The sequence below is a fragment of the Priestia sp. YIM B13490 genome, assembly GCF_042787735.1.
In the GTDB taxonomy this organism is placed as follows: Bacteria; Bacillota; Bacilli; order Bacillales; family Bacillaceae_H; genus Priestia; species Priestia megaterium.
The window spans coordinates 457,608-472,175 of sequence record NZ_JBHZOT010000003.1 but is presented as its reverse complement, the minus strand read 5'-3'; the positions used below and the strand labels follow the sequence as shown (position 1 = coordinate 472,175).

Genomic DNA, 14,568 nt, shown 5'->3' with positions numbered 1-14,568 from the left:
GATAGCAGTTGCTTTTCTTAAAACAACGGGATAGTCTGAAAAGAACAAAAATGAAGATCACAAAAATTATATATTTTACTATTATAACAGAGTTTATAATTTTTTACAAATCAGCTTCCATTTACTTGTTTTGCTTTTCATAAAAAAAGCGAGCACATGATTAGGCTCGCTTTTCATTTCTTATCGAGTTTGTCCGTTTCCACTCATAATATATTTAATTGTCGTAAGCGCAGGAAGTCCCATTGGACCGCGTGCATGAAGCTTTTGAGTTGAGATACCAATTTCAGCTCCAAATCCTAAAGCTCCTCCGTCAGTAAAACGCGTAGATGCATTATGATACAGTGCGGCTGCATCCACTAAAGACATGAAGCGTGAAACGGCTTGTTCATCTTCTGAAATGATCGCTTCAGAGTGTTTTGTTCCATATGTTTCGATGTGATCAATCGCTTCATCCACACTCTCTACTACTTTCATCGCGATCGCTAAGCGCAAATACTCTTCAGCCCAGTCTTTTTCAGCCGCTGGTTTTGCTCCAGGAATTTCACCTACTGTCGCTTTGTCACCATATACTTCAATATTATGATCGTTGAATGCTTGAATCAATTCATCTTTATGAGAATCGAGCCAGTTCTTGTGTACAAGAACCGTTTCTGCTGCGTTACACACCGCTGGTCGATCTGTTTTTGCATTAATCAAAATTGGAATGGCCTTCTTAACGTCAGCTTGTTCATCGATGTAAATATGACAGTTTCCAACTCCCGTTTCTAACACGGGAACCGTTGCGTTATTGACGACCGCTTGAATCAATGAGGCCCCTCCGCGTGGAATTAGCACGTCAATATGTTCTTTCATTGTAAATAATTCTTGCGTAGCCGCACGATCTGTACTTGAAATAAACTGTACCGCTTCTTTAGGGATTGGCGTTTCATCAAGAGCTTTATGAATAATGTCCACGATAGCTTGGTTAGATGAAATAGCTGAAGAACCGCCTTTTAACACAATGGCATTTCCAGATTTCAACGCTAGCCCTGTTGCATCTACCGTTACGTTTGGACGTGCTTCATAAATCATTCCGATAACGCCAAGAGGCACGCGTACTTGCTTTACATCTAGACCGTTATCCAATGTCCAGCTTGATAAAATATCTCCTGTTGGATCATCTAACTCAGCAACTTCACGAAGGCCGTTGGCAAATTCTTTTACACGTTCCGCTGAAAGAGCAAGGCGGTCCATCAGTGCTTCATCAAAACTTTTTTCTTTCCCGTTTTTTAAGTCTACTTCATTTGCTTTTAAAATATACTCCGTGTTGCTTTCAAGTGTAGAAGCAATCGTTAACAGTGCATCATTTTTTTGTTCTGTTGTCAGTAAACTTAATTGCTTAGCTGCTTTTTTTGCTGAAATAGCTTGTTCTTCTACTGAATACTTTTCATTTGTTTGTAACACCAAATCACTCCTGGATTCGTTTTAGTTTTGTTTGATTTTAAAGTGTGAGGCATAAGAGGTAAATGCAATCATGCAAAGAAAAGGAAGGGCTCCTTTTCTTTACAGCATGTTTGCTTACAAACCGACTGGTACTGGAATTTCTAAGTGACACACCAGACCTTCGCTGTCTACAATCGGTTGATCAATTGGCTCATTCATTGCAAGTTCATCAGATGAATAATTTGTCACACCAAGAGCCAGCTCATTTTCGTCTTTATCTAGAATACGTACAACTGCTCGTTCACTAAAGTGGCCTTTAATATATTTAACGTGCTCGCGAAGTAAAGGCTCTTTATCTTCAATAATTGCACGTTTCGCGGCATCTTCGACTACTATTTCCCCTTCAGGACCAGAGTTAAACGCAATCCACTGCTTTTTCCGATTAAGGTTCGCAGAATCATCTTCAGATTCAAAATACGTTCCTGTTGCATCTCCGTCAACCGCTTGTGTTAAGATGTTTGGCACGCCGGCTCTTCCTAAAAATGCTGGAATTCCTGACGCCATAGCGATTTTGAACGCGTCAATTTTCGAGCGCATACCGCCTGTTCCAACTGAACTTCCTGAATCTCCTGCAGATTCTTCGATTTCTTGCGTGATTTCCCCTACGTGAGGAACTAATTTTGCATTTGGATCCTGGCGAGGGTCCGCGCTGTATAAGCCATCGATATCCGATAAAATAATAAGCAGGTCGGAATCCACTAGTCCAGCAACTTTAGCTGAAAGTGTATCATTATCGCCAAATTTTAATCGATTGATGGTTACCGTATCGTTTTCATTGACAATTGGCACAATGCCGCGTTCTAACAGAACGTTAATTGTATTTCGTGCATTGTTGTAACGATTTTCGTCTGAAAAATCGTCTCTCGTAATTAAGATTTGAGAAGCAACGTATCCATGGGATAGAAACAGTTCTGAGTAAGCCTCCATTAACAGTCCTTGACCGATTGAGGCAGCTGCTTGTTTTTCAGGTAAAGAGCTAGGTCGCTCTAAGCAGCCAAGCTTGCGGTACCCTGCAGCTACAGCTCCTGATGAAACTAATAGCACTTCATGACCGCTATCTTTTAAGTCTACGACTTGGTCCACAAGGCGCTCGAGCTTCCGTCTGCTGATTTCACCGTGTGAACTTGTTAATGAACTACTTCCAATTTTAATTACAACCCGCTTCTTATTGTCGGGACTCATCAAATCACTCCTAGTGTGTTCTGTATGTTTTCTTGTTTATGATTATTTTTTTGTGGTGAGGAATTCACGAAGAAGATAAGTGACGAATTAATTAGTACTTGCCACTTTTTGTAGTTGAGCACTCATTTCTTTTGAACGCTTTGATGCTCCTTTGACTGCTTGCATCATTGCTTCTCCGCCGCCGTGTTTAGCTAAGGCGTCTAAACCAGCTGCTGTTGTACCGTTTGGAGACGTCACATTTTCACGAAGCTCCGTCGGCGTTTCATCTCTTTCCATCATCATTCTTGCTGCACCGTAAATGGTTTGGGCGCCAATTTCACGTGCTAGCTCAGGATCGAGACCTTCTTCTTTAGCTGCTTTTTCGATATGCTCCATAAGGAAATAAAAATAAGCGGGTCCACTTCCGGCAATTCCTGTGAAAATGTCCATTTGGGGTTCATCAATCACGTATACTTTTCCGATTGCAGAAAGCAGCTCTTTTGCTGTTAGCACAGCATCCATTGCAGCATATTGACCTGGAGATATAGCCGTTGCTGATTGTTGAATCATACTTGATGTATTCGGCATCACTCGGATGACCTGCTGTTCATCATGCAGTAACTCTTCCATGTATGAAGACGAAATCCCTGCAAGAACAGATAGGACAAGCTGGTCTTTGTTGATCTGAGGCTTTAATTCGTTTAATGCCTCTTCAGCGCCTTTTGGCTTCATCGCTAGAATAAAAACGTCGATGTCATCTGTTTTCAGCTCGCTGCGCTTTACTGCTGTGATACCATATCTATTTTCAAGTTCGTGCAGTCGCGCATCATTGCTTCGATTTGTTACGATAATATTTTCAGCAGGTAATTTCTTTGCATTGACCATACCAGAAATCATCGCTTCGGCCATTGATCCAGCACCTAAAAAAGCAACTTTTTGTTTTTGATCCATCAAATCTCCCCTGTCATTTGTTCGTATTTTTGTTCTCGTTTCTTTCAACGGTTCCTATAGTAACATGCTGAAAAAGAGTGTCAAGTTGAATTCAACCGTTTTTTTCCTCCTTGAGCGTATAACCTTATGCATATGTAAGCGCAAACAAAACTTTTTTAAATATTTTTTTCTGCAAAAAAAACCGATTTTTTTTATAAAAATACGTTTATATAAAGAAAATCGGGGCATATTATATAGTTTGGACTTTAAAATTTTTTTGCAAAAAATAGAGGAATTTTGAAAACGTTATTTGAACAATATAATAGGTTTGCTAAAATGAACCTATGTACCAGCATCTTGGTTTTTTTAAAAAAATTTACTTTTGATATAAACCACGATGTGCTGTCGACATTAAAATAAACAAAACGACATACAATCTAGGAAGTGTCTAAACATTATTGGAGGTTCTATTATGAGGAACAACTCGTTTTCTACAGTTCCATCGTCTTCAGAAGGAATAGAGAAACAGGATTTACACGTTGTGGGAATTGGCGCTTCTGCCGGAGGATTAGAAGCTATTGAGCAGTTTTTCGCTAATATGCCTTCACCAAATGGAATGGCGTTTATTATTGTGCAGCACCTTTCCTCTAAATATAAAAGTTTTATGCCAGAACTTTTAGCAAAAAAAACAGGAATGAATATCAAACTGACACAAGACGGGATGACTTTACAAGAAGACACAATTTATTTAAATCCTCCCCATCATTATGTAACCGTTGTGGATCATACTCTTCGCCTTCGTCCCTATGAAGAAAATGATCAGGTAAAGTATCCGATTGACGCCTTTTTTCATTCTCTGGCCACTTCAAAAAAACACCGGTGCACAGCCATTATTTTATCGGGAAAAGGAAATGATGGAACAGGAGGAGCAAAAACGATACGAGAGTATGGCGGAACTGTACTTGTACAAGATGAAAGCACAGCAAAGTACAGGGATATGCCCCTAAGCGCTATTGATGCACACCTTGCTGATTATATTCTTTCTCCTGCTGATATGCCTGACCTTGTGCAAACGCATGTCAGCCAAACTGAATTTACATATAATGAAGAAACGCTGCAATACATTTATTCATTAATAAAGAAGAAAACAGGCATCGACTTCTCTATGTACAAAAAAAACACGGTGCTGCGACGACTTGAAAAGAGAATGGCTTTACTCGATCCGCCCTCTCAAACGATGGAAGAATACCGGGACTATTTATGTAAAGAAGCCGAAGAAATCGTCGAACTGCAGCGAGACTTGCTGATTGGAGTGACACAATTTCTTAGAGATAAAGAAGCATTCTCTATTATTGAAGAACAAGTCATTCCACAATTAGTTGAAAGAAAGATTGATAGTCAAGAAGATGAAATCCGCATCTGGGTAGCAGGTTGTTCTACTGGTCAAGAAGCATATACATTAGCTATTTTGCTTCATGACCATTTATCCACAATCAACCGTTATTTCGATGTCCGAATCTTTGCTACGGACATCGATCGTCATGCAATCAAAAGAGCTAGTCAAGGTATTTATGAAGAAGCGGAAGTTCATTCCTTCTCAGCAGCTCAGATTAATGAATATTTTGAGCAAACAAAACACGGGAGTTATCAAGTTAAAAAAACAATCCGCAAAATGATTGTTTTTGCCCCCCATAATATAGGAAAAGACTCGCCTTTTGTAAACGTTGATTTAATTAGCTGTCGAAATATGATGATTTACTTCCAAGCTGAACTGCAGCAGCGCATTCTGTCTCTTCTTCATTTCTCTTTGACAGAAGAAGGCGTACTTTTTTTAGGCCCTAGTGAAACAACGGGAAATTTGTCTGATTTGTTCCGCCCTATCAACAGTAAGTGGAAAATATTTAAGCGTTCCGGCCAGCCCAGCCGACAAATTACGGGAGCTTTTAACCTTTCAAAGTCCAACTCGCATGAAGGTGATTTTTCTAGCGTGCCGCTGCCAAGTCAGCTTTATAAGCCTCTTCCTTCGCTTAAATTAGATGAGATGTATCAGTCAATGATTGATCACTTTATGAGCCCTTGTCTTGTATTAAATGAATACAACGAAGTGATATTTTGTTCAAAAGAAGCGACTCAGCTTATTAACGTGCCTGTAGGGAAAATTAATTATACAATTTTCAAAATGGTTCCAGTTCACGTCTCTTTAGCCATTGGAGCAGCTATTAAACGCGTAAAAGAGCAAGGTATGAGCGTATGCTGTCAGCACATTGAGTTTGTCATAAACAACGTGCAGCGCCGTTTTAATATTACGATATCTGCCCTTCCAACAAATCACTCTCTTTACTTACTTATGTTTGATGAACAGACAGATGGTGCCATTATTGATAAGGAAGAGCCCATGTTTCTTAATCAAACCAGCTCGATTAGTGAGCTTGTAGTAGATTTAGAGCAAGAGCTTCATTACACACAGCAGCATTTGCAAACGACGATTGAAGAACTAGAAACAGCAAATGAGGAGCTAAAGTCCACGAACGAAGAACTGATTGCTTCCAACGAAGAGCTGCAGTCCACAAATGAAGAACTGCAGTCTGTTAATGAAGAATTAATTAGTGTTAACAATCAGTACGAGCGAAAGATTGAAGAATTAACGGACTTAAATAACGATATTGATAATTTATTAATCAGTACAACTATTGCTACTATCTTTTTAGACGAGCAGCTGAATATTAAATTATTTACGCCGGAAACGAAAACAGTCATCAACGTTCTTCATCAAGATATTGGAAGACCTTTCTTTCATATTTCGCATAACTTTAGATATGACCATCTAATCGAGGACGCCATGCACGTTTTAAGAACAAATAACACCCTTCAAAAAGAAATTCAAAGCTACGATAACCAGTGGTACAGCATGAAAATGATGCCTTATCGTACAAATGAGAATTTAATTAACGGTGTAGTTATTACGTTTATCAATATTACAGAAATTAAACGGTCAAATGAAGAATTGGCTATTACATCGTTTGCAGTTGCTCACAGTCCTACGGGCATTTTTATTACCGATCATCAAGGTAAAATTAAGTACATTAATCAAAAGTTCATGGAACAAAAGCATGCGCCGCAGGAAGTATTTGGGCTACACCTCTATGACTTATATACAAAAAAGCTGGGGGTTAAAAGATTCCCTAAGATTTGGAACGAAGTATACAGAGGAGAAAAATGGAACGGAGAAATTTCCTACGTTCAAGAAGACGGAGAAACCGTTTGGGAACAGTTAGCCTTAATGCCTGTTAAAAATGATCAGGATGAAATCATCCATTACATTGGGTTAAGCGAAGACATTTCACAGCGCAAACAGTCGGAAATGATGCTCAAAAATTCAGAGATGCTGTCAGCACTTGGACAGCTGGCTGCTGGCATTGCCCATGAAATACGAAACCCTCTTACATCATTAAAGGGCTTTTTACAGCTTATGATGCAAGAAGAAACGTATAAAAAAGAATATATGGATGTCATGATGTCCGAGTTTAACCGCTTAGAACTGATCATTAGCGAACTGCTCATTCTAGCCAAACCCGAAGTCGTAAAATATGAAAATAAACAGATAAATTTAATTCTTCAAGACGTATGTACGCTGCTGCATACACAGGCCATTCTTAAAAACATTACTATTTCAACAGATTTTGAAGAAAAATTACCTGTTGTTCATTGTATTGAAAAAGATATGAAACAAGTATTTATCAACATGGTGAAAAATTCTATTGAAGCGATGGATGACCCCGGGTCTATTCTGGTGGTATCTAAATTTGATCCAGATACAAATCAAGTAGTCGTCCAAGTGATAGATGAAGGAAAAGGCATGCCGAAAGATCGATTAACACGAATTGGCGAGCCTTTCTATACAACAAAAGAAAAAGGAACAGGATTAGGATTGATGGTGAGTCACAAAATCATTAGTAATCATAAAGGAAGCATTTCGTATGATAGTGAAGAAGGAAAAGGAACAACCGTAGAAATCCGATTGCCGCTTTCTTAATGCACTTTGTTCTTCTGCCTTAAACATTCAAGCTCCTGATTAATTACATCTTGAATGTCAAACAAATGTGTAGAGACCAATTCAATATATTCTCCTTTTCCTGCTTCAATTACGTCGGAGCGGATAATACTTAGGAGGTCTTGAATGGTTAGCACATTTGTTTTCATTTCTCGAAAATGACGCTGAAGATCAACTAGATGCATTTTTTTCGCCGTTTCTACATCTGTTTCCCTGACTGAAATACCCTGGTTCACTTGTGGTGAGTCTTGCATAAGCATAGAGCGAAACTGCTGAAGAGTTGATTGGACACTCGTCATATGCTCGTGAATAGGATAGCAGAAAACAGCGTGCAGCGAATGATAGGCTTCAGGCTTAAAATGAAAATCAAAAAGAGCAACCGGGTTGGAAAACGTGCGCATATTTACTTCGATTTGCACTTCTTCCTTCCCCTGGAGTGCTCTTTTTACTTTTTCTTGGCTGTCTTCATCAACTAGATCTAAAAAGTTCTGAACAGGCGGGAAATTTTTCGTGACGCTTGGTGTAAATTCAATTATTTCGTTGTCTTTATTGAGTAAAAACATTGGAACGGGAATGTGTTGAATCGGCAAACTGATCATATTTCTTCCCCCATTGCTAACATTTTATCTTGCGTCGAACTTTCTTTATTGTTGATTAGAAGCCAGTCTTTAAAAGCTTGGATATGATTAATGAATATGGTTTTTGAAGATCCTGAAGCCGATAAATCATGCGTGTTGAGAAGCCAGCTGCCCACTAATACAAGAGGACTTTGCGGCATGTTTTCAATCTCAGCAATGTATTTTTGTAAATCAGGCAGCAAATGCACTTGTGAGACAGACAAGCACACTACATCAGGGTCCCATCTTTCAATGCTTTTTAGAGCAAACGGCAGCGGCAAGCTTGCTCCTAAGTTTTTAACTTCCCATCCCTGTTCTCTCATAAGTCCTGCAATCATTTTAATGCCTAAGTAATGCTCTTCTCCTTCAATGCAAAAAAGAAGTGCTCGATGGCGCTGAAGCAATTGATGCTGTGATAGCTGAAAGCGAGTTAACACATAGTCACAGGTTGCAGTAGCCAAATGCTCGTCCGCGACTGAAATTTTATTTTCTTGCCACCTTTTCCCTATCTCATACATCGCTTCTGTCAGAAACGTGTATACGTCAGTTGAAGAATGACCTTCTTCTATATATATAGCAATGAGCAGCCAGCTTTTTTGAACGTCTCCTTCTAGCAAACAATCAGCTAAGGCCGCTACATTACGAGAGTAAACGATAAGATCACGCCCTTTTCTTAAAGTTACAATAAATCTCTAGGCAAAACTTCCTTTTTGCACGATGGACAACATGCGTAGACACCTTTATTTTCATCATAATCTACGTTCATCGGCTGCTTGCATACTTTACATACAGCATGTACGTAGTTTAAATATTTTTCCACTAATAAACGTGTTGCCCCACTTGTTTTCCCGCAATAATAGCAAATAAACCTTACTTTTCCTTTTTTTGTTATCTCTACTTCTCGCATATGCTGACAAGATTCACAGCGATCCCAGCTGCGAAGATAATTGCTCAAAGAATATTGTGGTTTATTTGTTTCTATATACATTTTCGTTTCTTGATTTCTTGTTTTATCTTCGGTAAAGTCAATTGAGCGAATAAGCTGTTTAGCGCCTAGCTTTGATTCAATTCTAGCTGCCATAAACGCTTCATTCTTTCCGCCATAAGGCATATTAATCCATATAGTGGATTCATCGATGATAAGCAGTGACATCGGAATAGCAGATGAAATGATATGAGCATCGTCAATTCGAACTTCTGTTGGTTCACGAGTAAGAACGGTCACTTCACCTTTAAAAGAATTTAACACATCCCGTATTTCTTGAGGAACAAGGGAAGCATAAGGAATACACAATAAAATCTGCTGCCGAGCTTGATATAAGTCTTTTTTTAACTGATTGCTGTTCGATGGATGGTACCAAATCAATTTAGGATGCTGAATGACTTCTTTTAAAAATTGCTGAGGTTGGTATACTTTTTGATTTTCGTTAAAGTGGTTGACCAACTTCCATAACGCTCGCTCCTTTGGTACACGCTGCTGGGCAAACGACTCGTCTGAAAGCATAATAAATTTTCCTTTTGAACGCGTCACCGCCACATTTACCAATCGGTCGCTATTTTCATTTGTTAAAAGTAAACCCGGTTTTGATTGCGGCTTTGTATCGACCGTGTCAAAAATCATGATATCTCGTTCCGCGCCTTGAAATTTGTGTACGGTTGCTGCAATTATATCGCTAGCTGGTTCAATATCTTGAAGAAATGCATTAATCAATTTAGCTTGAGACTTATAAGGAGTCACATAGCCAAGAGTAGCCGAAGAAGCTTTGCGTGCCCGCAGCATCAAACTTACTGCCAAAACAGCCGTTATCACATTGTAGCGTGAGCCGGAAGCGGCATCTCGCATAGCGGAAGAATGCAAATGACCAATGTTAAGCATAAGCGCTGCTTCATGAGCAAACGGTCGGCTGCTTGCTACTACTTCTCGACTTGTTGTGACAGATGGATGATCTGCTACTCGGTTGCTGTAAATATAGCGATTTGTAAAAGCTGAAATATCTTTATGCATTCTTCTTTGCTTCGTCAACATAAAAAGATGCGGGTGTATCTCACCGCTTTCTACTTGCTCTACAAGACCCGTCTGCTCAAATAAATCTCGCTGCAGCCACTTCTTCACTTCAGCATGAGAAGATTGAGATACCGGGGGAAGCTGTTTAAAATCACCGCATACGACAATTCGTTTTCCTAACGTAGCTGCAAAAGCAATTTGCGGTGCATATGCCATGCTAATTTCGTCTACCACAACCATATCAAATTCACTTTGATAAAGTAATCGGTCAATAGCCGCCTTTGATAAAGTAGTGCCTACAATATACGCTTGGTCAAACACATTTTTCTCCGCTTCAATCCACTTGTTCCGAAGGGCGTTTAGCTTTTTGTTAACTTGCTGAAGCTGGTGAGCTCTATTGGGATACCTGCTTAAGTAAACTCGTTCTTCTTGTAAATCACGCATCTCCTGAGCTAAATCCGGGTCATCTTCTCCAATGACTTCTTCTACTTTTATATTTTCTAAGCCGCTGCTTTTTGTTGCTCCGTATCGAATGAGTTTTCCTTTTTTCCAAGCTTCTTTCTTTTTTAACTGACGTGCAGTTTCTTGCAGCAAACCGTCCACCGCTGCATTACTGTGAGATAATAAAAGGATCCGCTTTGATTTCCGGTAATAGCTTGCCGCGATTTTGGACAGCGTATATGTTTTTCCTGTTCCAGGAGGCCCCCAAATATAAGTAGTACGGTTATAACGCGCTCGCAGCAACACTTCATGAAGAGCGTTCTTAGACGTATACTCCTTATGACGAACAGGACTATCGCCTCTCATAAGACGTTTGATTCTCACTATTTTTTGCTTGTAATCTTTTGCTTCCGTGAGTCTATCAATGAGCGCCTGCAATAACTCCCATGGTTCGTTATATATATCGAGTTCGTCTACTTCTTGTCCAATAAACGCATCTATTTTAAGGTACAGATCAAACCCTTCTGTTTCGATCACTTCTCCTTTACTTTCTTTATGCTGGTGGACAAGGCGTACTTGAGCTCCATCAAAAAGGTATAAATCGGCTGTGCGTTCAAACCGGTAAAGATACGCATCCTCCTGCTGCCCTAAGTACTCTCCTTTTCCTACCGTATACTTTTCTCCGCCGTGTTTCTTCATATAATTAATCTCAATTGAAAGTGCGCGCACCCATGCTTTTAAATATGAAGAGATAGAGCGTTTTTCCATAGATGTCTAACTCCCTTTTTATCCGTTCATTTCTAACTTGTCTATTCTATCATGTCATTTGAATATAGCATAGCTTCTTTCTTTTTCCTTTTTATAAAAGCAGAACACCTTTTTTACTATTCTATCTCTACAGACAAATTAAGACTTTTTTCATCATAATTGTAAAAAAACTGCGTTTTTTCTATCACTTTAGACGTATTGTTACAAACTTGTAATATAAAACCTACCATTTTGTCATGAGTTTGTTACATATTGTTGATAGAATAAGAGACAACTATTGGAAATAAAGGAGAAATATTAGATGAAAAAACACATTTTTACATTAGGGGCTACAGCTTTAGTATCAATTGGAATTGCAGACGCAGCATCAGCTGACACAGACACGCATAAAGTAAAAGCTGGAGAAACGTTATTCAGCATCTCACAGCAGCATAATGTAACAGTTGAAGACTTAAAAAAGTGGAATGGTCTTTCTTCGACATTAATTTATGCAAACCAAACATTACAAATTGGATCTACATCTACTGACTCTTCATCTAGTTCAACTCCAACTACGACATCTTCAAACCATACATATACAGTAAAATCAGGCGACACGCTTTATCGTATCGCTAAAAACAACGGTACTTCTGTACAGCAGCTAAAAGAGTGGAATAACTTATCTAGTCATTTAATTTATGTGAATCAAGTATTAAAAATAAGCGGAACAGGAACTGTTTCATCATCACCTTCAGCACCTGTACAAGAAAAAACAAACGAAACGCAAGCATCCCCGGCTCCTAGCAACAGTAAAAGTTACAAAGTTCAGCCTGGAGATACAATGTGGAGCGTAGCACAGCGACACGGCATTTCAATTTCTCAATTAAAACAGTGGAATAACTTATCGTCTAATACGATTTACATTAATCAAGTGTTACAAGTAGGCGGACAAGCTGCAGCTCAAGCAAAACAATCAACGCCAGCGACTACTGCTCCTTCAACACCGGCACCTGCTCCAGTGCAAGAAAGCAAGTCGGTTTCGAAAGAGATTACGGTTGAAGCAACAGCTTATACCGCTTACTGTGCAGGCTGCAGCGGAATCACTGCTACAGGCATCGACCTAAGGTCAAATCCTAATCGAAAAGTAATTGCAGTTGATCCTCGCGTGATTCCATTAGGTTCTCGCGTATACGTAGAAGGTTACGGAGAAGCAATTGCTGGAGATACTGGCGGTGCCATTAAAGGTACTCGCGTTGATTTATTTATGGCATCTCAAAGCTCAGCTTTAAATTGGGGACGCAAAACGGTAAAACTTCAAATTTTAGATTAATCACTAAAAGCAGAAGCGTGTTAGTCGCTTCTGCTTTTTAATTTTTTTTCAAACATAATCATATCGATAGCTTGCAAGCCATTCTCGTAAATCGGTGGAACGTACTGCAAAAAGAAATTCTTTTTGACACCTCTTTGATAAAAGCCTGCCTTTTTATAAAATGCTATGTTTTCAAGGCTGGAGTCCGCTGTTCCTACAATCATTTTAGAATATTGGTTACGTTCATACAGTACTTCTAACTTTTTAATGACTTTGCTGCCGATTCCTTTTCCTCTGTATGCTTCTTTTAAACCGATATTCTTTACTTCTACTGCCCGTTCCTCTTCATCGATGAGGCACTGCACAACTCCTATCTCCTTCTTTTCATAGACAATGGTAAATAAGGAACCTTCATTTATATACGACTTCACCACTTTTTCGTCTTCATCCCCTATTAATAGCAGGTTCAAATAGGAAGCGCGTCTGTCTTTATCAATTTCAATAAGGTCGATACTCATCTTTATCCTCCAAAAAATAAGTCAATAATATTGCTGCCTCTTGAAGATGATTTATTATATAGCTCTGAATATCCGCAGTTCGTGCAATATACCACTGTAAAGTGATTGTGCTGAACGTCTAAGTATTTAGACAGTCCCGTTCCCGTTGTAGCAATTTCTTTTGTTTTTGCTTCTGTATGTCCGCATTTTACACAACCGTTTTTCCCCATTGTCATACTCCTTTATACATAAAATAATTTCTTATTTATATAAACGGTTAGAAAAGGAAAAAGTTTCATTTAATTGATAAATAAAGGAACTAAGGAAAACCACATTTTCCATTACCTAGAAATAGAAAATGTGGTTTCTTACTTTTAGTATTAACGGTATGACTATACAGTTGGTTTCTATGATAGGAGTTCTCTTTTCATAATTTCAACGTTTTTTTGATGACATTGTGCGGTGAAATCAGAGGGAAACGCCAGTTTATCATTTAGCTTATCGAGCGCTTCTTTACTGTTTTCTTTCACTCCCGCTTGCAGTTCATCTAAATAAGAGCTGGCCATCTCCACTCGTCTTTGAATTTCAGCTCGGTGATGTGTCGTTTTCCCGTGCCCGGGAACTAGCGTTAGATTTTGGTGCTTAGCTAAAATGTGTCGCGCAATAGCAAGCGTGTCGCGGTAATCATTTACACTTTCATATATGTACGGATATTCAAAATCTGATAAATAATCCCCTGCAATCCATATCGAATCATCAACAATCATAAATAGGCCATCGGTTGTATGACCTTTTGCAAAATAACAGGTAATGGATGTTTCACCTAAAGTAATATGCTGTTCATTTTCGGTTACAACAATATCTAATTCTGGGAATATAATATCATGGGATCTTTTTATATAATAGTCATGATCAAACTGCTTAATCATTTGAACTTTTTCTTCTTTGTCCGGGTGTTGTTCTAAAAATTTGCTGCCGATAAAGGTGGCATTTAATTCTAAGAAAGCCCCATACCCAATGACGTGATCAAAATCTCCGTGAGTAAAAAACACATACAGTTTGCGGTGGTTTAAGATCCCTTGAACATGCTGTTTAATTTCATTAATTTCGTGAGGAAGCCACGTTGGATCAACAATAATGACACAGTCTTTTGTTTCAATGACTGCAGATGTTGTTTGAAATAGCGCGCTTTCAAAAACCGTCATTTGCTCCGTTTTATATTGAATCATGAGAACAGCTCCTTATTTTTTCTATCACCTTTATTATAGCGGAAATAGAAAGATAAGGGTGCGTATGACGGTTTATAAAACAAAACTATGCAAGATGTG

At 38.9% G+C, this 14,568-nt stretch carries 11 protein-coding genes; 2 read left to right on the top strand and 9 right to left on the bottom strand.

Features of this window, described 5'->3' with window-relative positions:
* Positions 1–180: 180 nt before the first annotated feature.
* From ACFX4R_RS12270 to proC, 3 genes are all read right to left on the bottom strand, one after another.
* The gene (locus ACFX4R_RS12270) at positions 181–1,443 is read right to left on the bottom strand and encodes a glutamate-5-semialdehyde dehydrogenase (RefSeq protein WP_377569665.1); all 1,263 of its coding nucleotides are present in this window, start codon (positions 1,441–1,443) and stop codon (positions 181–183) included.
* A gap of 114 nt (positions 1,444–1,557) precedes the next feature.
* Positions 1,558–2,664: a glutamate 5-kinase gene (gene proB / locus ACFX4R_RS12265; RefSeq protein ID WP_043982390.1), complete on the bottom strand. Its 1,107-nt coding sequence runs from the start codon at positions 2,662–2,664 to the stop codon at positions 1,558–1,560.
* Positions 2,665–2,751: 87 nt separating this feature from the next.
* Positions 2,752–3,594, bottom strand: a complete 843-nt coding sequence (gene proC, locus ACFX4R_RS12260; protein ID WP_013056987.1) for a pyrroline-5-carboxylate reductase — start codon at positions 3,592–3,594, stop codon at positions 2,752–2,754.
* Between the two features lie 451 nt (positions 3,595–4,045).
* Between proC and ACFX4R_RS12255 the strand changes: the two genes are divergently transcribed.
* On the top strand, positions 4,046–7,606 hold the full coding sequence (locus ACFX4R_RS12255) for a CheR family methyltransferase (protein WP_377569663.1): 3,561 nt from the start codon (positions 4,046–4,048) through the stop codon (positions 7,604–7,606).
* Here the strand turns inward: ACFX4R_RS12255 and ACFX4R_RS12250 are convergent.
* The 3 genes from ACFX4R_RS12250 to ACFX4R_RS12240 are packed head-to-tail and all read right to left on the bottom strand — an operon-like array spanning position 7,603 to position 11,455.
* Positions 7,603–8,223, bottom strand: a complete 621-nt coding sequence (locus ACFX4R_RS12250) for a hypothetical protein (RefSeq protein WP_043982388.1) — start codon at positions 8,221–8,223, stop codon at positions 7,603–7,605. The genes ACFX4R_RS12255 and ACFX4R_RS12250 overlap by 4 nt on opposite strands.
* Positions 8,220–8,897, bottom strand: coding sequence for a cobalamin B12-binding domain-containing protein (locus ACFX4R_RS12245; RefSeq protein WP_377569842.1), 678 nt, complete (start codon positions 8,895–8,897; stop codon positions 8,220–8,222). Before ACFX4R_RS12245 ends, ACFX4R_RS12250 begins: the two co-directional genes overlap by 4 nt.
* A 23-nt stretch (positions 8,898–8,920) precedes the next feature.
* Complete coding sequence (locus tag ACFX4R_RS12240) at positions 8,921–11,455, bottom strand: AAA domain-containing protein (RefSeq protein ID WP_377569660.1); 2,535 nt, start codon at positions 11,453–11,455, stop codon at positions 8,921–8,923.
* A 301-nt stretch (positions 11,456–11,756) separates the two neighbouring features.
* Between ACFX4R_RS12240 and ACFX4R_RS12235 the strand changes: the two genes are divergently transcribed.
* A complete protein-coding gene (locus ACFX4R_RS12235) occupies positions 11,757–12,764 on the top strand; it encodes a LysM peptidoglycan-binding and 3D domain-containing protein (RefSeq protein WP_165575146.1) in 1,008 nt (335 codons plus the stop codon).
* A gap of 20 nt (positions 12,765–12,784) precedes the next feature.
* On the opposite strand, the gene ACFX4R_RS12230 is transcribed toward ACFX4R_RS12235, so the two are convergent.
* The 3 genes from ACFX4R_RS12230 to ACFX4R_RS12220 all read right to left on the bottom strand — a co-directional run bounded on the left by ACFX4R_RS12230 (position 12,785) and on the right by ACFX4R_RS12220 (position 14,469).
* Entirely contained in the window at positions 12,785–13,261 is a 477-nt protein-coding gene (locus ACFX4R_RS12230) for a GNAT family N-acetyltransferase (RefSeq protein WP_043982383.1), read from the bottom strand.
* Between the two features lie 2 nt (positions 13,262–13,263).
* Positions 13,264–13,470, bottom strand: coding sequence for a zinc ribbon domain-containing protein (locus ACFX4R_RS12225; protein WP_043982381.1), 207 nt, complete (start codon positions 13,468–13,470; stop codon positions 13,264–13,266).
* Between the two features lie 177 nt (positions 13,471–13,647).
* Positions 13,648–14,469 carry an MBL fold metallo-hydrolase gene (locus ACFX4R_RS12220; protein WP_377569658.1) on the bottom strand — a complete coding sequence of 274 codons (822 nt, stop codon included), beginning with the start codon at positions 14,467–14,469 and terminating at the stop codon, positions 13,648–13,650.
* Positions 14,470–14,568 lie beyond the last annotated feature (99 nt).